The sequence below is a fragment of the Paenibacillus ottowii genome (assembly GCF_050516475.1).
Lineage (GTDB): Bacteria > Bacillota > Bacilli > Paenibacillales > Paenibacillaceae > Paenibacillus > Paenibacillus ottowii.
Genome location: NZ_CP191577.1, coordinates 3,346,541 through 3,370,497 on the forward strand (window position 1 = coordinate 3,346,541; position 23,957 = coordinate 3,370,497).

25 protein-coding genes are annotated in these 23,957 nt (G+C 47.9%); 7 read left to right on the forward strand and 18 right to left on the reverse strand.

Annotation, left to right across the window (positions count from 1 at the left end):
- Window positions 1-11: 11 nt before the first annotated feature.
- The 4 genes from ACQQ6X_RS15585 to ACQQ6X_RS15600 form a co-directional block, all read right to left on the reverse strand.
- Window positions 12-863: an SDR family NAD(P)-dependent oxidoreductase gene (locus ACQQ6X_RS15585; protein WP_305166081.1), complete on the reverse strand. Its 852-nt coding sequence runs from the start codon at window positions 861-863 to the stop codon at window positions 12-14.
- Between the two features lie 336 nt (window positions 864-1,199).
- Window positions 1,200-1,775 carry a TetR/AcrR family transcriptional regulator gene (locus ACQQ6X_RS15590; protein ID WP_305166082.1) on the reverse strand — a complete coding sequence of 192 codons (576 nt, stop codon included), beginning with the start codon at window positions 1,773-1,775 and terminating at the stop codon, window positions 1,200-1,202.
- 530 nt (window positions 1,776-2,305) lie between these two features.
- On the reverse strand, window positions 2,306-3,130 hold the full coding sequence (locus tag ACQQ6X_RS15595) for an NAD(P)-dependent oxidoreductase (protein ID WP_305166083.1): 825 nt from the start codon (window positions 3,128-3,130) through the stop codon (window positions 2,306-2,308).
- Between the two features lie 59 nt (window positions 3,131-3,189).
- A complete protein-coding gene (locus tag ACQQ6X_RS15600; RefSeq protein WP_305166084.1) occupies window positions 3,190-3,576 on the reverse strand; it encodes a MerR family transcriptional regulator in 387 nt (128 codons plus the stop codon).
- Window positions 3,577-3,640: 64 nt separating this feature from the next.
- Between ACQQ6X_RS15600 and ACQQ6X_RS15605 the strand changes: the two genes are divergently transcribed.
- The 4 genes from ACQQ6X_RS15605 to ACQQ6X_RS15620 all read left to right on the forward strand — a co-directional run bounded on the left by ACQQ6X_RS15605 (window position 3,641) and on the right by ACQQ6X_RS15620 (window position 6,729).
- Window positions 3,641-3,790 (forward strand): hypothetical protein, encoded by a 150-nt coding sequence (locus ACQQ6X_RS15605; protein ID WP_305166085.1) that lies wholly within the window; start codon window positions 3,641-3,643, stop codon window positions 3,788-3,790.
- A gap of 275 nt (window positions 3,791-4,065) precedes the next feature.
- Window positions 4,066-4,347: an ArsR/SmtB family transcription factor gene (locus ACQQ6X_RS15610; protein WP_305166086.1), complete on the forward strand. Its 282-nt coding sequence runs from the start codon at window positions 4,066-4,068 to the stop codon at window positions 4,345-4,347.
- Between the two features lie 59 nt (window positions 4,348-4,406).
- Entirely contained in the window at window positions 4,407-5,456 is a 1,050-nt protein-coding gene (locus tag ACQQ6X_RS15615; RefSeq protein WP_430493603.1) for an LLM class flavin-dependent oxidoreductase, read from the forward strand.
- 88 nt (window positions 5,457-5,544) lie between these two features.
- Window positions 5,545-6,729, forward strand: coding sequence for an MFS transporter (locus ACQQ6X_RS15620; RefSeq protein ID WP_305166088.1), 1,185 nt, complete (start codon window positions 5,545-5,547; stop codon window positions 6,727-6,729).
- A gap of 291 nt (window positions 6,730-7,020) precedes the next feature.
- On the opposite strand, the gene rlmH is transcribed toward ACQQ6X_RS15620, so the two are convergent.
- A complete protein-coding gene (gene rlmH / locus ACQQ6X_RS15625) occupies window positions 7,021-7,500 on the reverse strand; it encodes a 23S rRNA (pseudouridine(1915)-N(3))-methyltransferase RlmH (protein WP_305166089.1) in 480 nt (159 codons plus the stop codon).
- A 177-nt stretch (window positions 7,501-7,677) separates the two neighbouring features.
- A complete protein-coding gene (locus ACQQ6X_RS15630) occupies window positions 7,678-8,511 on the reverse strand; it encodes a DNA-binding protein (RefSeq protein WP_305166090.1) in 834 nt (277 codons plus the stop codon).
- Window positions 8,512-8,704: 193 nt separating this feature from the next.
- Between ACQQ6X_RS15630 and ACQQ6X_RS15635 the strand changes: the two genes are divergently transcribed.
- On the forward strand, window positions 8,705-9,049 hold the full coding sequence (locus tag ACQQ6X_RS15635; RefSeq protein WP_064797521.1) for a helix-turn-helix domain-containing protein: 345 nt from the start codon (window positions 8,705-8,707) through the stop codon (window positions 9,047-9,049).
- 78 nt (window positions 9,050-9,127) lie between these two features.
- On the opposite strand, the gene ACQQ6X_RS15640 is transcribed toward ACQQ6X_RS15635, so the two are convergent.
- The 3 genes from ACQQ6X_RS15640 to ACQQ6X_RS15650 all read right to left on the reverse strand — a co-directional run bounded on the left by ACQQ6X_RS15640 (window position 9,128) and on the right by ACQQ6X_RS15650 (window position 10,834).
- Window positions 9,128-9,616, reverse strand: coding sequence for a DinB family protein (locus tag ACQQ6X_RS15640; RefSeq protein ID WP_305166091.1), 489 nt, complete (start codon window positions 9,614-9,616; stop codon window positions 9,128-9,130).
- 27 nt (window positions 9,617-9,643) lie between these two features.
- A complete protein-coding gene (locus ACQQ6X_RS15645; protein WP_305166092.1) occupies window positions 9,644-10,585 on the reverse strand; it encodes an AraC family transcriptional regulator in 942 nt (313 codons plus the stop codon).
- 81 nt (window positions 10,586-10,666) lie between these two features.
- Window positions 10,667-10,834, reverse strand: a complete 168-nt coding sequence (locus ACQQ6X_RS15650) for a CxxH/CxxC protein (protein WP_007433184.1) — start codon at window positions 10,832-10,834, stop codon at window positions 10,667-10,669.
- Window positions 10,835-11,115: 281 nt separating this feature from the next.
- On the opposite strand from ACQQ6X_RS15650, the gene ACQQ6X_RS15655 reads away from it, so the two are divergent.
- Window positions 11,116-12,837 (forward strand): cellulase family glycosylhydrolase, encoded by a 1,722-nt coding sequence (locus ACQQ6X_RS15655; protein ID WP_305166093.1) that lies wholly within the window; start codon window positions 11,116-11,118, stop codon window positions 12,835-12,837.
- Window positions 12,838-12,923: 86 nt separating this feature from the next.
- On the opposite strand, the gene ACQQ6X_RS15660 is transcribed toward ACQQ6X_RS15655, so the two are convergent.
- Window positions 12,924-14,159, reverse strand: a complete 1,236-nt coding sequence (locus ACQQ6X_RS15660) for a S1C family serine protease (RefSeq protein WP_149034862.1) — start codon at window positions 14,157-14,159, stop codon at window positions 12,924-12,926.
- 503 nt (window positions 14,160-14,662) lie between these two features.
- Here ACQQ6X_RS15660 and ACQQ6X_RS15665 point away from each other — a divergent pair.
- A complete protein-coding gene (locus ACQQ6X_RS15665) occupies window positions 14,663-14,869 on the forward strand; it encodes a hypothetical protein (RefSeq protein ID WP_013373883.1) in 207 nt (68 codons plus the stop codon).
- On the opposite strand, the gene ACQQ6X_RS15670 is transcribed toward ACQQ6X_RS15665, so the two are convergent.
- The 8 genes from ACQQ6X_RS15670 to ACQQ6X_RS15705 form a co-directional block, all read right to left on the reverse strand.
- A complete protein-coding gene (locus tag ACQQ6X_RS15670; RefSeq protein ID WP_063211725.1) occupies window positions 14,838-15,644 on the reverse strand; it encodes an MBL fold metallo-hydrolase in 807 nt (268 codons plus the stop codon). The genes ACQQ6X_RS15665 and ACQQ6X_RS15670 overlap by 32 nt on opposite strands.
- A 6-nt stretch (window positions 15,645-15,650) precedes the next feature.
- Window positions 15,651-16,415, reverse strand: coding sequence for a two-component system regulatory protein YycI (gene yycI / locus ACQQ6X_RS15675; RefSeq protein WP_149034864.1), 765 nt, complete (start codon window positions 16,413-16,415; stop codon window positions 15,651-15,653).
- Window positions 16,416-16,433: 18 nt separating this feature from the next.
- Window positions 16,434-17,774, reverse strand: coding sequence for a YycH family regulatory protein (locus tag ACQQ6X_RS15680; RefSeq protein ID WP_305166094.1), 1,341 nt, complete (start codon window positions 17,772-17,774; stop codon window positions 16,434-16,436).
- Window positions 17,771-19,600 carry a cell wall metabolism sensor histidine kinase WalK gene (gene walK, locus ACQQ6X_RS15685; RefSeq protein WP_305166095.1) on the reverse strand — a complete coding sequence of 610 codons (1,830 nt, stop codon included), beginning with the start codon at window positions 19,598-19,600 and terminating at the stop codon, window positions 17,771-17,773. The genes ACQQ6X_RS15680 and walK overlap by 4 nt, the downstream gene beginning before the upstream one ends.
- Window positions 19,597-20,328, reverse strand: coding sequence for a response regulator YycF (yycF, locus tag ACQQ6X_RS15690; protein WP_142612719.1), 732 nt, complete (start codon window positions 20,326-20,328; stop codon window positions 19,597-19,599). The genes walK and yycF overlap by 4 nt, the downstream gene beginning before the upstream one ends.
- Before the next feature lie 238 nt (window positions 20,329-20,566).
- Window positions 20,567-22,090 (reverse strand): M23 family metallopeptidase, encoded by a 1,524-nt coding sequence (locus ACQQ6X_RS15695; RefSeq protein WP_305166096.1) that lies wholly within the window; start codon window positions 22,088-22,090, stop codon window positions 20,567-20,569.
- A gap of 309 nt (window positions 22,091-22,399) precedes the next feature.
- A complete protein-coding gene (locus tag ACQQ6X_RS15700) occupies window positions 22,400-23,056 on the reverse strand; it encodes a hypothetical protein (protein WP_305166097.1) in 657 nt (218 codons plus the stop codon).
- 145 nt (window positions 23,057-23,201) lie between these two features.
- Window positions 23,202-23,918, reverse strand: a complete 717-nt coding sequence (locus ACQQ6X_RS15705) for a GntR family transcriptional regulator (protein WP_305166098.1) — start codon at window positions 23,916-23,918, stop codon at window positions 23,202-23,204.
- Window positions 23,919-23,957 lie beyond the last annotated feature (39 nt).

Consider the following 23,957-nt stretch of genomic DNA (forward strand, 5'->3'; position numbering starts at 1 on the left):
GAATCTGCCCGTTACTGCAGCTTCATCTGGCTGCGGAGCATCCGATCGAGGAGTTTGTCCGGGAGAATACGGACCAGTCGGGTCAGCAGCGCGGAATCGCGACCGACCGTATAGCGGGTGCGCGGCTTACTTACGTGGATTGCTCGTGAAACCACTGCTGCCACTTTCTCGGGGCGGATACCGTCCGTTGCCCACGTTTCAGCCTGAGCCTTCACGGCATCAAAAAGACGATCATGGCGTCGGTGTTGGTCCGGCGTCATCAATTTGGCCAGCCGCTCCGCTGTCGTAATCCCTTGCTCAGACAGGCCCGTGCTGACGCCACCCGGAGTGATCATGATTACCTTGAGGCCAAACGAGGACATCTCCCTGCGAAGACTGTCATTGATTGCTTCCATCGCATACTTCGCAGCCGAGTAAATTCCGAATCCGGGCATGGAGACCTTGCCGCCAACGGAGCCGATATTGACCACGCGTCCGCCGCTGTTCAGCAAGGCCGGTGTGAGCGCCTGAATAACCGCGACCTGTCCGATCACGCTGACTTCGATCTGGCGGCGAAATTCATCGAGCGGAACCATCTCAAGAGGTGCATTAACGGCGATGCCAGCATTGTTGACCACTGCCCGCAAAGGTCGACCAAGCGGATCTTGCTCCACCCGTTCGGCCAGCGCCTTTAATGTGTCGATATTGGTAACATCGACGATCACCGGCTCGATATTTTTGCGTTTGATTTTGTTGGCGTCTTCCTGACGACGAACCCCCGCCAAAACGTGAAATCCTTCAGCGGCAAGCTGTTCCGCGGTAGCCCTGCCGATACCGCTGGACGTACCTGTGACGACGACCAGTTCTTGAGTTTTGAATGACATAGTATCCCTCCCAGGTTTGATAAGATTTGGATCACGATATAGCACCGCTATATCGGTATTATAGCACCGCTATACAAAATTGTATATAGCGGTGCTATATATTTTCTAAAATGTTGCCCTGCGGTCTGAACATCGTTTTAGCGGGTGTTGCGTGATGCTCTCGGCTTACCACATTTCACTTATCACACAACACAAATCCAAGAGAACTAATGCTCGCTCCTCCAAACATAAAAAGATCGCCATCCTCTGGAGGTCCAGGTAGGATAGGCGATCTTTCTTATGCGTCTTCTAAATTGGGGCTTTGCCTGGAGTCTCCAGGCTCTGTCATTGAATCCCTCATTTTGAATCGGCGTCCGGCCTTTGGATCAAAATGATCTGCATTACGCTTTCCCGAATGAGATCAACTACGTCGGGTTGGGGGGGGGGTGCGTTACGAATTTGGGCCGTCACATAGAGCCAAGAGGCCGTATTGGCGGAAGCCCAGACCAGATCTGCCGCAGCCTGGGCTGATACAGCCAGTTTGCCTTCAGCGGCGACTCTCTGAATATTTTGCACTAGTGCTTGATACGAATGATCTGCCGCTTCGATATGGGCGCCCTCGAGCAACCGCCCCATCATCACCGCATAAATCCGAGGACGGGCTGCCGCGAAGCGGACATAGTCATCCCATCCTTGACGAAGAGCCATCTCTGGAATGGTGGACTCCACTGCGGCAATCTTACTTTCAAGTAACTGTTTGAACGCTTCCACTATAGCTGCACTTAGGAGTCCATCGGCATTTCCAAAATGGTGGTAGAGTGTAGGAGCCGTAACCTGGGCGATCGCAGTTACGGCTCGCGTCGAAAATTGGGCTCCCCCCTCCTCTTCGAGTACCTTAAGAGCAGCTGCCAATATTTTGTCATATGTGTTCATACGTCCATTATAGCAGTGCTATATGCGTATGTCCATGGCGAAGGTCGTACGTCTGTGACCATTATCCCTGTAGCCAAAACAGGTACTGAGCATTTTTCTTTCAGATTAACTTCCTCATTGTACAGAAGAGATGGAGCTACTGTTGTGGATATTTTAGGTTTGGCAGATCCAAACCCAGTAGTGTAATCGCAATAATATGATTCGCCCTATTTGTGGTACGGTTCACCGCGCTGTCCATAACAGCAAGTTATTTAAAAAAGACACCTGAGAGGATACTTTTTTTGTATCTCTCGACTCTTGACTTAAATCAATGCAGATAAACAACGGCGCATCAAGGCCATCTGTACCTTATCCTCCCTATAAACGTAGCCCAAGCCTCGACTAAAATCGTCCAAAACTTAAGCGGGCCCCCTCAGTAATTGGAGCCCGCTTAGTGAACCTTTTTCATTTGCTTTTTGAATACTACTTTCAGCGTCATAGATTGAGAGCAGGCCGGTTATACAAGAGTACGAATAACATCGACAGCAGCCTTAGAGTCTGCTCCGATCTCCGTTCTCTAGCATATCAAGCAGCAGGCTGGCAAGCGGAGCCGGGAATTGTGCGCTTTGCGCCGCCGACAGAAAGAGACCGACATCCTTCTGCGGAATTTTGCTTTCGGATACGGATGCTGACTTTTCGGCAATCATTTTGCCGTAGCTTTGATAGATTGGGGCGGTAAACAGTGTGCTCGTAAGCATATTAACCGCCGCAGTGGGATCAACCCCGCCGCGCTCAGCTATTCCTAGTGCTTCTTCCAGTGAGCGTGCGGCGGAGACGATTAGGAAGTTACCGATCAGTTTGACGAGTACAGCCGAACCGGCTTCCTCGCCAAAGTCAAAAATCCCTTTAGCTCCCATCGCTTCCAGCAGCGGCCACACCCGCTCCTTTGCTTCCTGCCGACCCGCTATTGGAATCCACAATTGCCTGGCAGCGGCTGCCTCCGGCCGTCCAAAGATAGGCGCCTCAACATAGACGGAACCGTGCCGCGCGTGCAGATCCGCCAGCTTCTTACCCGTATCCGGCGACACTGTACTCATTGATACATGAATACCGCCTATGCCCAGGCGTTCTAGGAAATCTTCGCTTTTGACGACGTCTTCCAATGCTTCATCGTCCCAAACCAAGGTGACGACGATGCCACCGGTTGTCACGGTGTCAGCTGGACGAACCGCCTGCAGCGCACCTTGGGCCACGAGCGGCTCCGCTTTTTCTGGGGTGCGGTTGTATACGGTCAATGCATATCCTGCTTGGAGCAGATTGGAAGCGACTGGAACACCGAGCAGTCCGAGTCCGATAAATCCAATGTTTTCTCTCATGAATTTAACCTCCTTAGGATGCTAAACATGACGTTAACGTCATGTTTAGAGCAAAAAAATTAATCGCTATCATTGGCCTCGAGCCATCGCTCGAAACGTTCTATATGTGACTGCAAATCGCTGCGGAACTGCCCGAGCGCTTCAAGCCTTTGATCCGTGTCGTCCAGATGTTGGCGCAGTATGCCGAGGACTTTCCGCTTCGGTAGCACCCCGCTCGTATCCGTAAAGTAAAGCTCAATTACGTCCCGAATTTCCTCCAAACTTAGGCCAATCTTCTTCAACTGATCGATCTTACGCAGACGAGCAACCGTTTCTTCCGTATAGTAATGATGACCATTGCCTTCGCGCTCGCCTGAAGGAAGCAATCCGATGCTCTCGTAATAGCGAACCGTGCGCTGGGTTACCCCTGCTCGTTCTGTCAAATCTCCAATGCGCATGCGGTTCATGATGTATCACTCCTTTCAAGATATAATATGACGTTAACGTCATGTTTGCATGATAGCATTTGAAATGGAAAATGTAAATACACCTGAACTTCGCCCTACTTATGATACGGTTCACCTTAACGGGTCTATCGGCGAAAACAATGGCGGCCCTGTGGAGCCAGACTTCGCTATGCCTACTCACTTTGGCAGACTCATTCAATTAATACCGGTGTAAAGTGTACTTTAAGTCTTCTTAAGCTTATTGCTTGATGGTTAAGCCATAATCTGGTTGGCCACGGTCAGGTCCATATTTAGCTGTAAAATCCCTCTGACCTCGTCGCTTTGGTGAGCGCTTCGGGCAAAATTTGAAAGTGGCATATTCTCGGACGAGTTAAGGTTTCACAGACGATTGACAAACAGCAAATTTTCACTTTACACCGCAGTCATTAGGTGGTAACATCATTTCTATAGTTCCATAAATATAGAAATGATGGTTGAAAGGAGAATTTAATGGCTGATGTCGATCACGATCTAATGCAAGCTGTCAAAGTATACAAGGCTCTAGGTGAGCCTACACGACTAAAAATTGCCTTAATGCTAATAAAGCAAAAGAATCAATGCGTTACCGCGATCGGTGAACAGCTTGGACACGTAGCCGGTTCAACGTTATCCCATCATCTCAAGCAGCTGACGGAATCGGGTTTAATCCAGTCGCAAAAGAACGGTTCGTTTATTCACTACAGCGTTGATCAAGAAGTGGCAATGAAGTTTGCGCCATATTTACTGGCGTAAATTTTTTAAGCATCATTTCTATATCTTTAGAATTATAGAAGAGATAAGGGAGGGAAACCATTTTGGAAAATCGCGTGCCATTGGAACTTGGAATCTCTACATTTCTTCACACCAACCCCAAAAGAGGGGGCGTTCTGCCAGGCGAACGACTGCGACAAGCGATGGAAGAAATTCAGCTGGCTGATCAGGTCGGTCTTGATGTCTATGCGATCGGTGAACATCATCGCATGGACTACACAAGCTCATCGCCGGCAATTATTTTAGCTTCGGCTGCAGCTACTACAAACCATATTCGGCTGTCCAGTGCCGTTACGGTATTATCTTCGTCGGATCCAGTCCGTGTTTATCAGGATTTCGCCACTCTGGATAATTTAACAAATGGGCGGGCCGAGATCATGGCCGGACGCGGTTCTTTTGTCGAATCTTTTCCGCTCTTCGGATATAACCTGCAAAATTATGAGGAATTATTCGATGAGAAATTGGAGCTTTTACTCAAAATACGATCTTCAGAGAACGTAACATGGAGCGGCAAGCACCGCGCACCGCTGCACAATATGGGCGTGTACCCGCGAGCGCAACAAATCCCGCTTCCAGTATGGATTGCTACTGGCGGCAGTCCGGGGTCGGCCATTCGTGCCGGTCAGCTTGGTCTTCCTGTCATTTTCTCCATTATAGGCGGTATGCCGGAGCGTTTCGCTCCCTTAGTGCAGTTATATCTTAAAGCAGCCCAACAAGCAGGGCACGATCCTAATCAATTGCAAATCGCCTGTCATTCGCATGGTTTTATTGCCAACTCGTTTGCAGCAGCCAAAGAAAAGTATTATCCCATTATGGCCGAACAAATGAATCAAATTGGAAGGGAACGCGGTTGGACGACTTATACACGAAGTGTATATGAGGAAGCACTGAGCCCTCGCGGCGCTCTTTATGTTGGAGATTCAGAATATGTAGCAGAAAAGATCGTACGTGTAATCAAACAACTGGGCTTGACTCGTTTTCTTTTGTACGTTGACTTTAGTACGCTTCCACATCGTGATTTGTTAAGAACGATCGAACGATTTGGAACGGATGTCGCCCCCCTTGTCCGCAAGGAGCTAGCTAGGCATTAAAGAAAGTAAGATGTTAAGAAATTGCAATCCTTCATTGTTATCATTTCTATATTTTTAGATATATAGAATTATAAAGGAGAATAATCAAATGATTAAATCGTGGAAAGTTTATATTTTAGCGATTATAAGTTTTTTAGTGGGAACTTCGGAATTTGTAATTGCCGGGATACTGGATCTAGTTTCCAAAGATGTAGGCGTAACCATTGCTGCTGCTGGCCAACTCATTTCGGTTTATTCCATATCTTACGCGGTGGGTACTCCGATTCTCATTGCGGCTACCTCTAAGCTAAGCCGGAGAACACTTATGCTGGCTGCTTTGGCGCTCTTTTTTATAGGGAATTTAATTACGGTGGTCTCGACGGGCTATCCAATGCTTGTTGGTGCGAGAGTGATCTTAGCTCTTAGTACAGGTGTCTTTACCGTGGTTGCCTTAACTGTTTCTGCTCAAATTGCCGGACCTGGAAAACAAGGCACCGCCATAGCAACTATCATGATGGGATTTAATCTATCGCTTATTTTAGGCGTTCCTGTGGGAAGAGTCATTGCCAGCACCTACGACTGGAAAATGATTTTTTATGGAATCGGCCTTCTTAGTTTTATCGCGATGCTGGTCATTTTAATGGCGTTGCCAAAGTCGCAAGGAGAGGCAAATGTGCCTCTTAAAGAACAACTCGCCCTGTTGAAAAGGCCGCAGCTATTATTAACCTTGTCGATTAGCTTCTTTTGGATGGTCGGTTATACGATCATTTACACGTTTATTACACCATTTCTGATGAACATTACGGGTATGAGCAATGGGATGGTGAGCATCGCGCTATTTTCATTCGGTATAGCAAGTTTGCTGGGCGCCCAGGCTGGAGGTTATGGTGCGGATAAATTAGGTATTCCGCGTACGCTGAATGGAAGCTTAATGATCCACGCTGCTATTTTGATCCTTATGTCCCTCTTTGCCCATACATCAATAGCTGTCTTTCCGTTGCTGCTGTTATGGTCGTTTTTTGCTTGGTCTACGGGTCCCATTCAACAAGTTTATATGATTAGCTTGGCACCAAGCGCAGCGGGAATCCTTCTGAGCTTGAATACATCCTTCATCCAGTTGGGAATTGCTGTCGGAGCTGCCATTGGCGGTATTGTGGTGGAAAGCTTCTCCTTACAGTCAATCGGCGTGGCTGGCGCAATTGGTGTTGCAATCGCACTCCTTCCGGCTATATTATCGTTCTCGATGCGAAGTCAGTCTGCGAATAGCATACAATCCGTCACAAGCAAAGAATGAAACCATGCGTAAGATTACAAGAACAAGCAGCGGTATGTCGCTGCTTGTTCTTGTTTTCTATTTCCCATTTCCACTTCCTCCATCCAATGGACGCTTTGTAGAGCAAACGACTTCCCGTCTGTTGCGAAAACCAAATTGCATAGCTTTATAGCGGTTCGCTTGAGCGTATTGAATTGAGAGCCGAATGTCACTTATAACCGCAACCAGGCAGACCGGTTATACAAGAGTACGAATAACATCGACTCTAGCCTTATGTTCTGCTCCGATCTCAAAATGCACCTGAACTTCGCCCTACTTATGATACGGTTCCCCTCGATTAATCTTCACTGCCCGATAAATCTGTTCCACCAGTACCAGTCGCATCAGCTGATGAGGCAAAGTCATTCTTCCGAAGCTCAGCTTTTGCTGGGCTCGACGGAGGACTTCGTCAGAGAGACCATGGCTGCCGCCAATGACGAAGACAACATGGCTTGTACCGTAGGTGCCGAGCTTGTCCAATTCCTCCGCGAGTTCTTCCGAACTCCACAGTTTGCCGTCAATGGCAAGTACAATCACGTGTGCTTCACTTTTCACATGGGCTAAAATACGCTCGCCCTCTCGCTCCTTGACCTGCCGAACCTCCGCCTCGCTCAGTGTGTCAGGAGCCTTTTCGTCCGCTACCTCGATCATTTGAAACTTGATGTATGGTCCCAGCCGTTTAGCGTATTCCTGAATACCCATGACCAAATACTTCTCTTTTAATTTCCCCACACTTATAAGTTGAATAAACAAATTCCATACCCCTATCTATGTCGAATGATAATGTAAAATCGTATTTACGATCCGAACTAAAAAACATACCTGTAACATAGTTATTTTAGCACCTGAAACGTCTCTTACCTATCTATTTCCTCTCCGTTACGAGCCTATCCCCCGTTCAGGTTATAGCGGATCATTCATTTACACTCTTTACAATGGAATGCTCTCAGTTCCGTATTCCTCAAGACACTGTATTAGCATCTGTCGATACTCGCTAATTTGCTCCGCTGTCGCTGATTCCCGTAATGATTCGAACAATGCTGTACATTTCTTGAGATTACGATCATTACCCGACTGATCAGCTAGTTGCATCGCCCGTACAGTAAGTCCCACTGCATCCTGTAATCTGCCACACTTCCGATAGTACAAAGCCAAATGATAGCAGTACCTATAATAGTAAGATATGTTCTCTGCGTCTTCATAACTCTCAAATTCATTAATTTGCTCTGCAAACGTATGTAAAATATCTGCCACATCCAAATGATACCTAAGCGCTGCCTGTAATATGGTATTGAGCCCCGGTAATATTTCCTCTAGATTATCTTGTAAAAAGTCTACGTATTCCTCAATTAGCTCTATATTTCCAGACAAAATATCCACTGCATATAAATTAGTTTTGGCTAAAAACCTGAACTCCTCGACAACCTGATTGTCTTCTTCCTCTAAATCCTCCATCCACCCTAGCTCAGCATACTTATAAATGTACTCCCTTGCCTGCTCATACGCACCCTGGTGCTGGTGAGCCATTCCGCACATCAGGTGACTGAGCCCAAAATAATATACCAACGGACGTTCTAAATTGACATGCGGGATGGGTAATTTCATTGCTTTATGATACTGCCGTTCTTCGTAGATACGCTGGACACATTGATACAAGATATCCGCCGTCTCCATCACCTTATTCCAACTTTCAAAAGCCACAGCCATCTCCAACATTTCAACAATGATGTCCGGTTTGAGTGATTTCAGGATGGACGTTCGCAAAGAGGGTTCCTCCTTTAAAATGATTAAAGTAAAAAAACACTCACTCTTAATATATTTCTTTTTGAAACTCCAAATAAGTAGTACAATAAATTAAATATAGTACTTAATAGCAGCTTTTTCAATACATTTTACCGCCTTTAAGTCTCTGCTAATTACATCGATACTCTCCTAACCTTTAGGAGAGGTGGTTAATATGACAAAATTACGGAATTCAGTTGGGGAAAGAATTAGAGCAATTCGGAAGGCTAAGGGATTAACACAGCAACAACTTGCGGAGCTTTCAGGATTAGATGATGCATATATCGGATCACTAGAGCGTGGCGAAAGAAACTTTTCGATTGATACCTTGGAGAAGGTGTTAACCGCCTTAAACGTGTCTATCAGTGAGTTGATGTTTTCTGAAGAACATATGACTACAGACGAAATGATTCGGCAAGAGGCCATAGATGAGTTTGTTGCGTTGACCAGCAGATTGAATGAAGAGCAAATCGGGATTCTTAGACGTGTTAGTAAAGAAGTTTCACGCGCGTTCGACTAAGTCATCCACCCTGAAAAATCTTAAATAAAACCAAAAAGAGCACCCAACAGGTGCCCTCCAAACCTTTTATATAAAAACTCACGCATACAACATAAAAAAGCTCACTTCATGCCCCAGTTGCTTCAGATAATTATAGATCTGCGAGCGGTGATGGAACACATGGGTCACGGTCTCAATCTGCCATTGAACCTGTAGATGCCCATGCTCCATATAAAAGGCCTTCGTCGAACGATTCAGATAATCGTCTTCGCTTAGCGAAAGAATGTAAGCCTTATAAGCCTCAAAATTCTGCCTGAAAGTCTCAGCCAAGCGCTCAGGATCTTCCACCCCGGACAGGCTATTTTCAATGCTCCCCACTTCTGCCTCGGACTTTTCCTGCATAATCACAAGATCCGAAGCCGGAATAAGCACAAAATGGTGCACTAACTCCAGCAACGAGCGGAAATTGTCCTGTGGGCGAAAGCCCCAATCCTCTGGACGTATTTTACGAATTAAGGCTTCCCCCGTCCGTACCCCAGTTTCCAGCTCATTCAGCAGATGATCGCGAACTTGCAGTGTTCCACTCATATTCTTATCTCTCCTTTGCCTATTTCCTCATATTTTGAGTATAGCCGTGGGCTCCGAACGTGTATTGTAAAAATCGGACAATCTCCGAAAGTCCTTAGCTGCTGTAAGCGGGGAAGCTCCATAAAATCTGCGAAAATCACGGATCAGATGCGCTTGGTCAAAAAAGCTGTGCTTCAATGCCAGCTCCATCGAATCGACGGAACTGCCACTCTGAATACTGTGCAGAACGCTCTGAAAGCGGACGACTTCACTGAACTTCTTGGGGCTGATCCCGATCCATTGCCCAAATTTGCGGTTGAGCTGTCTTTCACTGATCGCCTCACGCTCGGCAAGCTCCTTAACCCCCACACTTCCGCCGCTCACAAAGATGCGATGCAGCAGGTTTTTCATCAGGTCACAATCGCTTGTCCGACGACTCAGTAGAAGCTGGTTGAGATACTGATCCATTATGCGCACCCGTTCATTAAAGTCTCGTGCCTCCAAAATACGCTCACCTATGATCTCAACATTTTTAGGCCATATCTCTTCCAAGCGATAATTACCACCTGTAAACAAATGAGTCGGCATCCCATGAAAATAATGTGCTCCACCGGGGAAAAATCGCACTGCAAAAATACGTGTCTCGGACCCTGCTTGTCTGGTAGACACGAACGGATGTGTAAACGTCCCGCAGTATGAGAGTTCGTGACGCTTACTCACCGGGTCGTATTCTAATAGAATATCCGTACAACCATCAGGTAATACCCGGTCCACTGCCTCTACTTCCTCCAGCCAGCCAAATGAAGCTGTGTCTCTACCCGATACTGTCATATTCCCTTCAGGGACTTCTCTAGTAGCCGGGCCAGACTCCCAATAACAGGCTACGTAAGCTTTTAGCGCAGCAGACGGGTTATGTTCGATATAATATGTAGAGGGGTCACTTCCATTGACTTGAAGGGGACGAAACAGTGAATGCAGTAAAGGGTCCATCCATCGCTCACTCCTGTCTCAGTACGTGGTGGGAATAGATACAAAAAGGACGTTTCTCCTCGAAACGCCCGTGCTTGTTGTTTAGACGACCAAAAATTCTGCTTTATTCTCACATTCCTTACACTTCACTGGAGGGTCCCAATCCGAAAATTTCGTTTCTTTGAGATCGACGACATCCGGTGCATCCTCGTATTCATCGACGAACATATCAATTGCCAGTTCCACATGCTCTTTACATACCACGTACATTCCGTTGCATCCCTTTCCGTTTGAAGCTCTTCCTGTTGTAGGTGTGTCAAAACTGCCTTCTTTTGTTCTACCACACTTGACGCAGAAAGGAAAGGGCTTGCCCGCTATCCCTGACGTTGGGCTTAAAAATGAGAAAATTACTGACGTTCAAATCTTCACGAAAATATCTAATTCACACATGATTTTTACATCAATTATACAGGTATTCCATATTAAAATAGTATGATAGTGTTTTATCAGAAAGCGCTTTCAGATAAAATAACTTTGTAAAGGGGCCTGTTATGATTAAACGAAGACCCATTTCATTGCTGTCATTGACGCTTGCCATCACCCTATTGTTAATCTCGTTCGCATCCGTGGCCACTGCTGCTGAAACGGACGAACAAGCACAACCAGCTGCTGCCACAAGCAATATGCAGTCATATGTAGAAGCCATGCAGCCCGGATGGAATTTAGGAAATTCGCTGGATGCTGTCGGGGCAGATGAGACAGCCTGGGGCAATCCGCGCATTACCCAAGCTTTGATCCAGCAAATTGCTGCCCAAGGGTACAAAAGTATTCGAATTCCCGTCACCTGGGATAAGCACATTGGAGCCGCACCCAATTATACCGTTGAGCCTGCCTACATGAATCGTGTAGAAGAGGTCGTTCGCTGGGCACTGGATGCCAATCTGTATGTCATGATTAATGTCCATCATGATTCATGGACGTGGGTAAGCAGTATGGAGCCCAAACATGATGAAGTGTTAGCCCGCTATAACGCATTATGGACACAAATTGCTGACCGCTTTAAAAACCAGCCCAACAAGCTGATGTTTGAAAGTATTAACGAGCCCCGCTTTTCTGAAGGGGGAACCACGGATGAAGCGAAAATGAATCAGATGCTTCATGAGCTAAATGTATCCTTCCACAAAATCGTTCGCGCCTCCGGTGGTAAAAATGCCACTCGTCCCCTTGTCCTATCCGGTCTGGATGCTGCACCTGCCCAAGCCAAGATCAGCCAGCTTTACAACACAATCACTGGGCTGAACGATCCCAATCTGATTGCGACCGTTCACTATTATGGCTTCTGGCCTTTCAGTGTGAACATTGCCGGGAATACAACCTTTGATAAAGCTGCCCGAGACGATATTATTCAAACCTTTGATAATGTCTATAACACCTTTGTAGCCAAGGGAATCCCGGTTATTGTCGGTGAATATGGCCTGCTCGGTTTCGATAAACATACAGGTGTTATTGAACAGGGCGAAAAGATGAAATTCTTCGAGTTTTTAACCCATTACATGAAAGAGAAGAAAGTAACAGGTATGCTCTGGGATAACGGCCAGCACTTAAACCGGAGCACGTACCAGTGGTCTGATCCTGAACTCTTTAATGTCATTAAGGCCAGCCTGAAAGGACGTTCCTCCAATGCAGCTAGTGATCTCATTCACTTGAAGAAAGGCTCTCCTGTTCAGGATACCAAAGTTACTTTAAACCTGAACGGCAATCAGTTGAAATCAATTCATACTAGCAGTAAGCAACTGAAACAGGACACCGACTACACGCTGAATGGAGACACTTTAACCTTCAAAGCCAGCTTGCTCACCAGCCTAATTACCTCTAGTAAATATGGCGAGAATGCTGTAATGACCGCCAAGTTTAATAAGGGGGCAGATTGGAATTTTAGAGTCGTCGTGTATGATACACCAAAGTTAAGTGCTGTCGAAGGGACTACGCAAACCTTTACCATTCCAACAGACTTCCGTGGTAGCCAGCTTGCGACGATGGAAGCCGTGTATACGAATGGTGGCAATGCTGGTCCACAGGATTGGACACCTTATAAAGAGTTTGGTAATACGTTTGCCCCCGCCTATGATACCCATGGCATCAAGCTGCTGCCTGAATTCTTCAACAGTGTAAAGGATGGTGAGGTCACGTTGAAGTTCCACTTCTGGAGCGGAGATGTAGTGACATACAAGATTACCAAGAGCGGAACCCGTGTGACGGGAACAGCATCTTGATCTAAGACATAGCAGAAATCAAAAAAAGGCGTTCCCGGAAATAAGCCGGAGAGCGCCTTCTTTATAGTTAAGTATACCATTCAACTTTAGCCTTCCGGCTTATCTGTTAATTTTAACGTCACCGACTCTTCCTTGCCGGCCCGGTAAAAGGTCACTTTCAACTCATCGCCAATCTTCTTGTTATCGTACAGATAGCGACGCAAATCAAGCGTAGAGTTAATCGGTTCACCGTCAAACGCTGTAATCACATCGTTCAGCTTCAAGCCGCTCTCCTTGGCAGGACCATGAGCCTCCAGAACAACGGCGCCATTTTTTACACTGTCAGGCAGCTTGAGTTCCTTGCGCTGAGTTTCATCCAGCGGTGCATATTCATTATTGAGGTCCACCGTGTACACCCCTAGATAAGGGCGGGTGATCTTGCCGTCCTCAACCAGTTCATTCACCGTCTTCATTACCTCATTGGCAGGAATGGCGAAGCCCAATCCTTCCACACCTGTATCGGCGATTTTCATCGTATTGATGCCAATCACACGTCCGTCCAGATCGACCAGCGCGCCGCCGCTGTTTCCTTCATTAATCGCCGCATCGGTTTGAATCACATGCTGCTCCCAGTCATATACGCCGTCCTGATTGATGGAAATCGGAATGATCCGATTCGTATAGCTCACAATGCCGGAGGTCAGCGTGTCTCCCAATCCGAGCGGGTTGCCAATCGCAATGACCGTCTCGCCCAGACGAAGCTTGCTGGAGTCCCCGATATCTGCTACTGTGCTAATGCCTTTATCATCAACGGCCAGTACGGCGATATCACTAATGCGATCCTTTCCGACCAGCTTCGCCTCTTTTCTGACACCGTCTACGGTTACAATATCCAGATCATCCGATCCTTCGATGACATGGTTGTTCGTCATAATAAAGGCTTTGCCTGAGCTCACCCGGAAAATGACGCCCGATCCAAGCGCTGATTGTTCCGTACTGTGACCGTCTTCCCCTTTCAGGTTTACGATGCTGACGACAGCTGGGCGTACCTTGGCTGCCGCTTGCACAATCCGGTCATACGGATCGCCCGCTGCTTGTCGCAAGGGATAATGACTTGCTCCGGTTACTGCTGTAGTGGAGGGCAGACCTGTAATAAAGCTGAATAGCAGCACGGCAACCACTGCACTAACCGCACCGCTAATGACAGCAGCCTGCACCGGGCTTACCCGGCGATTCCTGTGCGGCCAACGTCCCCGTCCTCCGCGACGTGCTTTAAATGCTGTTTTTTTAGCCGCACGCGTGGAGACCTTCGTTGAATAAAAATCATCTTCAAACAAGCCCATGCTAATCCTCTCCCCTTCGTTGTCATGCACCGACACTCACTAAAAAATTAGGGCTATTCGGGCTTGCGCCAACCTATGCTACAGAGAACCTGCTCCGTTGAACATCACAAATGGATTGAATATCCCCTACCATCGGAATCCAGCTACTCATCGTTTCGGCCTACTTATTAATCACCACAAATGGCACTTTCCTAAGCAACCAAATCTCATAAATTAGCATACACGCCGAATTTGACCCCGAATAGAGGGAAAAAGAGGAATGATTTCCAAACCAATGGACTACAATAGTAACAAGTCTTCTATTCTATTACAAAATGACCGTCTCATAGAGACGTTCTGGCTTGTTCCCGTCCGCTTAAAGCAGCCTATACTTTCGATGAGAGCCTTCCTACAGAAAGCTTTCTGTTGTTAGCTTTATTGTATCACAGCACCCGGCAAAACCACAGACAGAACCAAGCTTATTGCAGGCCATTTTAAAAATATTTTTACAGGAGGAATATATGATGAATTCCCATCGTTCCGCTATGGATGAAGTGCGCATGGCAGCCAAGCTTGCGGATTTGAAAGACGAGCACTACCGTAATACACTGGCGCTAAGTACCTTGATTGAACTACTGGTGGATAAAGGCATAGTGACCCGTGAAGAGGTTGAGCGCAAGGCCGCCGAACTGGACAGCTTTATGGCTCACTTACCTTATCCCAAGGTGTAGGACGATCATAATACGTATCACACAATCGAAACTCACTATCCTTGTAAAAACAGCCGCGGTCTTCCATCGCACCACGTACGGTCATCTTCGCAAGTTCCATCATATTGTGGTCGCGGCTCAAATGCGCCAGGTACGTTCGCTTTGTCCGTCCGGTCAACAGCTCGCTAAGAATTGCACCTGCCATCTCATTGGATAAGTGACCGATATCGCTGAGAATACGACGTTTGATGTTCCAAGGATACCTGCCCATCCGCAGCATTTCTACATCATGATTAGCCTCCAGCACCAATACATCTGCGTCTGATATCGCCTGTTTTACCTTATCGCTGACATAGCCGAGATCAGTCGCTACGCTAAGTTTCTCTGACCCATCATAAAAGCTGTATCCTACAGGCTCAGCCGCATCATGGGAGATGCCAAATGACTCTACACGCAATGACTCGAATTCCCGTGTGGCACCTGTCTCCAATATTCTGCGGTTATCATCCGCAATTTGTCCAACAGCATTGCTGATGGCAGACCATGTCTTCTCGTTAGCATATATAGGTAAATTATATTTACGCGCCATGGCGCCTAGTCCTTTAACATGATCGGAATGCTCATGCGTTACCAAAATACCATCCAATTCTTCTCCGCTCAGATCGCGTTCTTTCAGCAACTCGTCAATACGCTTTGCGCTGAGACCTGCGTCGATGAGCAATGTCGTGTCTTCGTTCCGCACAACGGTAGCGTTGCCGGTCGAACCGCTCGACAGCACGGTAAAAGAAATCCCCATATCTGTTCAAGACCCTTCTGTATGTTCTGTCTTTGGACTGATGACATCTCCGTTCATCTGCACATAATACACACCTTTTCCATTGTCCAGCATAAACCGCCACACCGGAGCAGCCACCTGACTATCAGAGTTAAAGGTTTGTCCGTAATATCCAAGCCGAATATCCTTCACTACAGAGTCACGCGGCAAATAGCCGTCGATCAGCCTGGCCAAGGCTTTGGACGCAGGCAGCATTTTCTTTGCTTCATCCGAAGGCTGAAGCTCCACCTCAATTTTGCGATATCCTGTAATTTTCTGATTGCTGTAAAACAGGGCCAGCTTCACATTAAAGAGCGGCCATTTGCCCTGTACCAACGGATGCAGTACAAAAGCATCCGCCTGTCCAGGCACCAGCTCCTCCTGAACATCCAGCGGATCATACTGATAGTTATCGATATCCTTGATTTGCAGCTCCAGTGCCTCCACTAGTGCATCATGCGTGAATACCAGCTTACTGTCCACCGGTCTCAGCAGCTGCACAAGTCCGTCTTTCTCTCCACTATGGACGTAGGTGTAAGAAAGCTTGGGCAGCTGCGGGGTATCTCCGGGAATCGGAGCCAGCACCTGAATGCTTTTCTCTTCCATTAAACGCTGCGTGTTTTCATCCAGTGAGGTAAAATCCAGATTCGGTCCGGCCGTTTCCTGCGCATCATGCCACAGTTGATAACCCAATACCACATTGAGCAGCAAAAATGTACAGATCAGTACGTTTTTAGCGCGGCTCCAATCCATTCCCGTTCCCCCTTCCTGTCACCTCTTTGTCTCTTGGTCTGACTTCGTTGATGTTGTATTGGATGCTGTCGTTACAGGAACAGCATGAATCTCTGCTACAGAACCATCGCTGAACGCAACACGCCACTCAGGGACAAGCTTCAACCCGTCATTAATCAGCTCCGGTTGATATACAGGAGCCAGATCTCTAATCGTCTTGCCTTTGCCCACCGTTTGCAGTTGCTTCTCCAAGGCCTCACCACCAGGTAGCAATACCTTCTTCGACGATTGCTCTCCGCCCTTGAGGTACAGCAGCGAACGATCATAGACAGATGCCGTTTCCTGCTGGATTTGCAATGAAATCGTACCAAACCGGAACGATGGCGTGTCCAGCACCGGATAAGCACCATAATACTGCTGGAACATCACACTCGTGCGATTTTCATCGCTGCTTCTCAATTTCATCTGATATGAAGCATCCCAGCCGCCATGCTGATTCACAAAATCCACTGCGGCCAGCACGTCCCTAATCGGACTGCTTCCATCCGCACCCGGTGCACTGGGATCGGTATAGCTCATCCAACGTTGATCCTGCTTGATCTGTAGGCTGCGCTTGCTATCTGTATAAATCTGGGAACCGTCTTTTTCCTGAATATTACGCGTAATGCCTGGATCAAAAAATAAATTCCGCTGCATCTGTTCTGTCGTAAACAATCCGGCATATACCACAGGCTGTACAGTCTCCAGGTCATTCACGGGAATATAGTACTGATTATTCACCAGCTTGTACAACGGAGCATTTTCCCCAAAATTCACGTGCTGCCGAATGTCTTCTACCGTCATATCGAACTGGTTCGCCTCATACACCACATCGCCCCTGGCACTGAAAAAGAGCGCATGCGGCTTGGCATTTTTTTCGTCGATATAGATCCAGATGCGGTTAATGGTCTCTCCCTGAAATACCGAATCCGGCGTCAGACGCATGACCCGTTCCAATAACGAAACCGGAACCCCGCCTGAAAATGATAGTTCAATCCCCTCATTCTCGCTGCGAATCCGTGTCCAGTCCGCTGACTGGATACTCCGACGTTGGAAATTGTTAAAACTCCGGCTTTCCAGCCGTCTATAGATTAAATCGTAAAAAGTAACCCCCGGATAAAAAACGGTATGTTTCTTCTCACCTTGATGAATTAGCATCCTATCAGGGAATACAAGGTTTTCAATCTTTTTCTCCTGCCCCATGCTTTCAGTTTTAACATAGTTCGTTTCTGAAGTGAGTACAGAATCACTGCCCGGAAGACGATAGATCAGAAAATAAGTCTGAACCAGGCTGGAAGCTACCAGCAAAACAAGCGTCCAGGACTTCAAACGTTCCTTCACTGTGCTTCCCTCCCTTCACCCGGCATAGGCAGCGTAAAGGTCGTACACGTTCCCTGGCCATATTCCGATTCCAGGAAAATCTGACCTCCATGGGCCTTTACAATTTCCCGGGCAATCGACAGGCCCAGCCCCGTGCCACCCATATTGCGCGATCTCGCCTTGTCTACACGATAAAACCGTTCAAAAATCCGGTCCAGATCTTTTTTCGGAATGCCAATTCCGGTATCCTGTACCGAAATAGCCAGCATGCCCTCATTGTTGCGGCGAGCTTCAATCCGAATACTTCCACCTTCTGGTGTATATTTCAATGCATTGGACATCAGATTGTCCAGCACCTGATCAATCTGATCGCGGTCGATCACGACCTTGCCAATCCCCCGCTCTACGAACATGCCTGAGCGAATGTGCTTTTCTTTCATTTGAAAAGAAAACCGATCCGCAACCTCGTCCAGCATCTCCATCACATCGGCAGGCTGCATCCGCAAAGGTGCTTCATTGGAATCGAGCCGCGACAGATGCAGCAAATCCGTAACCAGCCGGATCATACGCTCCGTCTCGTTGCGGATCACACCCACAAAGCGCTCTGCAAGCTGCGGCTCAGTCATCGCGCCTTCATCCAGCGCTTCCGCATAGCTGCGGATCGTCGTCAGCGGTGTGCGCAGCTCATGGGATACATTAGCGACAAATTCACGCCGCGTCGTCTCCATCTCTTCCTGCTCTGTCACGTCCTGGAGCACGGCAATCGTGCCCGTAATGCCAAATTCGCGCCGATGAATCGGCGTAAAGGTCACGCGGATGACGATGGGTTCATCCTGACCAGCCGGCTCCAGCTGCAAGAGTGTAGAAGCCGACGAGCCGCTGTACAGAGCCTCGGTTTCCTCGGGATCGATCCCTAGCAGCACCGCGATATGTCTACCGGTCATTTCATTCTCGTTCACGCCCAGCATAGCGCTGGCCCGGCGATTGACCAGAATGACCCGGCCATGATCGTCGGTAGCGACCACACCGTCGCTCATATTGGTCAAGATGGAGGAGAGCTTCTCCTTCTCCTCCTCATTCTGCGACAGTGCCTCCCGCAGGCGTCCTGTCATATAGTTAAAGGCCACGCTCAGCCTGCCGATCTCATCTTCGCCAAACACTGGCATCTGCTGGTCAAATTTGCCCTCTGCGACCTCCGTTGCATGCCGTGTCATCACTTTGATCGGATGCGTAATCGTGTGGGCCAGTACCACGCCCAGCACAGCCGTCAGCGCGAGTGCAATCAGCATACCCGAGAGAAACACATTGTTAATGCGTTTCATCGTATCGTACAGCTCAGCCATGGAAGCAGCGATGTACACTGCGCCGACGATTTTGCCTTGGCTGATGACAGGCTTGGCGACGACTTTCTTGCGGACGTTATCCTCGTCCACCATATATTCCTCGTTATCGCGGATTCCTTGGAGTGCGCGACTAACCACGGTCTGCGTATTTTTACGTCCGACATAGTCAGCATGAGAGCCTTGAGAAGTAATTAGTACTTTGCCACTGGCATCCAGTACCTGAATTTCCGCGCCGCTGAAATCAAACAAATTATTTACGCGTGCACGTAGACTTTCAACGCTGTCTTCTTCCATTTTACCGTCACTACCGCTCAGATCCTGCTCCGCAAGCACGGACAGCATCTCTGCCCGTGCTTGCAAATCCTGCGTAAAATTACTCGTCAAAGAGTTCTTCATCGAGCTGACAAAATAGACTCCAATCAATTGCATAGCCACCAAAATCAGTAACACATAGATAATAATCAGCTTGGCATGAATGGTGCGAAAAAAGGACAGCCATCTCATGCCCGCAGGCCACCTTTGCCCCCGCTCACGATATACCCGAGGCCACGTCGTGTCAGGATGGTCTCCGGCTTGCTCGGATTTTCCTCAATCTTCTCGCGCAACCGCCGGATCGTCACGTCTACCGTCCGCACATCCCCGTAGTATTCAAACCCCCATACCGCTTGAAGCAAATGCTCGCGTGTCATGACCTTGCCTGCATTTTTCGCCATATAATATAGAAGCTCATACTCGCGGTGCGTCAGATCAAGTGGTGTTCCGTTTTTATAAGCTGTATACATATCCGTATCAAAAAAGAGATCGCCTACGCGTAGCCCCTGCTTATCCTCCTGTGGGCGGCTTTCTGGTGTGCCTGTCACACCACGTTGCTGTCTACGCATTTGTGCCTTCACCCGTGCCAGCAATTCACGTGTGCTGAATGGCTTCGTTACGTAATCGTCTGCCCCCAGCTCCAGCCCTAGCACTTTATCGATTTCCCCGTCCTTGGCAGTCAGCATAATAATTGGCGTCTGAAGCTGATGTCCTCGCACCTCTCGGCATACGTCCATACCGTCCATCCCCGGCAACATCAGGTCCAGCAAAATCAGGTCTGGCTGTTGCTTAACCGCGATATCCACCGCGCTGATTCCATCGAAGGCACAAATCACCTGGTAGCCCTCTTTTTCCAAATTAAATTTCAAAATATCAGCGATAGGCTGTTCATCATCCACTACTAGAATCGTCCCCTGCATACAGCGTTCACCTCTTCTCACGGATCATCATCTATCATTAACTTTCGTTTGTTAGCGCACGTAAGATGCTTATTCTATTCTATCATACCCGTACGCTATTCCATTACTTTTCCAGACCCTTTTCTTTTCTTTACGCAGAAAAAACCATGTCTGCACCTGGCTGTTAAGCATGCAGAAAACATGGTCTTTCTCCTTGGTCTTCGCCAATCCTGTGTAATGAACGATATAAGCATCAAATCTATCTTAAATACGTCATTGGGTTGCGTGCTGTATTATCCTTGCGAATTTCAAAATGCAGATGCGTTCCTGTCGAGCGTCCTGTACTCCCCATGACCCCGATTGACTCGCCCTGTTGAACGACCTGACCTACATGAACGCCAATGCTGCTCAAATGCCCGTACACCGTCTGGTAGCCGTTGCCATGATCGATCATAATGACATTGCCGTATCCATTCTGCTGCCCTGCAAATGACACCACACCTTCATCAGATGCGTGAATGTCAGGACTGCCGACCAAGTCGACCCCTTCGTGCATACGTCCCCAACGTGCGCCAAAGCTGCTCGACATTGTAGCACCGGACACTGGCCAGGCAAACTGACCCGAGCCTTCTCCCTCAACTTTCGTTCCTCTCAGAACCACCTCGGTAACAGACGGTTGTAACACCTTATGACCGAGCCATTCCTCTTGTATAACTTCACCGTTCTCTTTGGTCAAACGATAGTCCATCTCTTTAAGACCTGCTTGTCCCGGTCTAACGACTTTTGTAACCCCTGCCTTCAATTCATCGCTCTGGCGAATCTCCACCTCAGGCTCGATGGCAATCTGCTCGACGACCTTTTCTACCGTTCGTACCGTGACAGGTACCTTCGGAGCCGTAACCTTTAACTCGTCCCCAATTTGCAAATACAACTCACGCAGACCGGGATTGTTCTGCTTAATCTCCCAAGCCGTCGTATCAAACTTGGTAGCAATCGACGACAATGAATCGCCTTCCTGCACCGTATAGGTTGTAGGGGCTTCACGCCCTTCGGTCAGTACCTTAACCGCTTCTTCCTCCGTCAGCACCTTGTTGGGATCTGCTTTTACTGGCTCATACGCAATTTTTTCACGGATACTGGCAGACTCCAGCCATGCCTTAGGCGCCTTAGTACTTGCGCTAGCATGACTACTACCCACGGATGTTTTGCGAACCAGCCCCTTGATGCCTGTAGCCGTACCTTCACCCGCAGGTATGTATTTCTTCTGCACCTTCTTTAAAGCAGCTTGTGCAGTCGCTTTATCCTTTACAATGCCAACCGTCTGTCCGTTGACCTTCACTTCTACTCCTTTGGCATAAGCAGTCAGCATACCATCCAGCTTCTTCAGCGTGGCTGCGCTGTCGACATCCGCCTTATATGCTTTTTCCGTGCTCGTCGTTACCGCACTCGTATTGAGCACCATTTCCACGCCAGGATACTTGTCTTTATACTGTTTGCTCTTCGTTGTATATAACTGCTTAAGCTGCTGTTCATTCAGGATACTGCCGACCTCAACGCCTTTAACATACACTTTATAATAAGGAACTGTATTGGCACCAACATACTGATTACTAGCAAAAATAAGACCGCCAACAATTACAATGCCGCCTGCCGTCCAATTCAACCATCTTTTCCGTCCGTTCCACCATGTTGCTATTTTGCCTGCTTTGCCAGCAGAATTGCTTTCAACACTTGGATTTTCATTCCTGTGATCTGGTGATAACTTTCCCTTAGAAACCTCCATGGTTCTCTCCTTCTCAGCATATCCTATCTCTATAAAATGCGTTCATTTTTGTCGGTTTACACGATATAAGCAGCCATTTTGCAGGCTTATCTATGATAATAGTCGCTATCTAACATTGCATAGTTACGTAAAAGGTTTCAAAAATTTAACCTTTTCACAACACAGTTTACTTTAACATAGCTTTTACAAAGAATTCAACTACACCCCAATTACTTCCTTGAACGCAAAAAAATCCGCGCCTGGCGCGGATTCTACAGTCCTGTTTTGAGCATTAACACTGCCCATACATTCTTGTGTTTTATTCATGCATTATTTAAGCATACCCATCAGCTTGTTATATTCCTCTTTGGTCAAATACTTCGCAAGCACCTGCTGAATATCTTGCAGCTCCTGCTCGGTGAGACCGCCTTCCATCGCGGCTGATATTTTTTGCATCTCTTCCGGTGGCAGTTTATTCATGAGAATTGTAAAAATCTCCTGCTTCTGGTCCGCCGGCAAATTGTTCTTCTTCTCCATCAGATGGTCGGGCGTAATGACCAAATCATGACCCTCGATACTCGTTTCAGGTGTAGCTGTTCCTTCTGCCTGCTGACGCGACTCGCCGCTTGGTGTTCCCCCCGACGCGGCCCCCTTCTGAGAGCCCTTGTCATGGGATGCGCTACCTGTCTCACTTCCGCTTTCTTCTAAGCCCTGTCCCATGACAGGCAAAGCATTATCAGGCGGCGTTACACTTCCAGAGTCGCTCCCTGTCGTCTTGCTCTTCCCTGTACCTGTACTTTGATCAGTACCAGTGCTACCTTTTAGCCAACCAAGTCCCCATATCGGCTGTTGATCCAGCTGAATGTTGAATTGCCGCAACAGCGATTGAACATAAGCATTCACGACTACACCGGTCACTGCCAGTGTCAGCGCGCTGACCAGCACCACGGTCATCCCTTTTTTGAGCAGCCATCCAAGCCACCTCATATCCCGTTACCTCCTTAATACGCATCTTGCCATGTTGTATCTCATGAAGTGCATATAGACCAGTATTGACGAGATATGACGATTTTTAACCCTTGGAATATGTAAAACTAGCACGATTGAATAGTAGATGTATTCTGGTAATGGATCAGCGAGTACGGCGTACCCAAAAACGAAAAATGTCATTGCGGACATAATCCAGTGAATAGAGCACCTGTCGGTTCAGCTCATCATAATGAAGCTGCTTGAGCAGTAACACTGTAGCCTGTGATTGCTGAAGCAGACGTATGGCGTGAGCATCATGAGCGTTTGGAACGGTCAGCTCTGAGTATGCTCCTACAATTCGTACCCCGGCCTGAAGCTCCAGACTCTGAAATAAGGAACCCGAAAAGGACCCTTCCTCCAAAATAGGACTCGCTAATCTCTCCGGCATCCAGTTAATAGAGTGTGCCACCGCCTCTCCGTCTGCGGTACGCGTACGCTCTAGCACAATCATCGGCTCATGCTCGGAAAGCTCCATTCGCTCCGCAATATCCGATGGGCACGCCGAGATTCTTTGGATGGATTTTAACTGCTCATCCTCCCGAAGCCCTGCTGAACGAATCATATCCCCAATGCTGTATAAGCGATCCAGTGAACTAGGGATGCTAGGAAGCGGACGGGTGGCGAACGTACCGCTCCCGTGCTTCACCAGCAGCTTTCCTTCCGATTCCAACTGGCGGATAGCTCCACGCAGCGTCGTGCGCGACACTCGGAACGATTGAGAAAGCGCAGCTTCCGAAGGCAGCTTGTCGCCAGGACCAATCTGGTTAACCTGAATATATTCTTCTATGAGCAACTTTACGCTCTCTTGTTTGGTTGACACCGTCCAAGCCCAGCCTTTCTATCATAATGACCTAAAAGT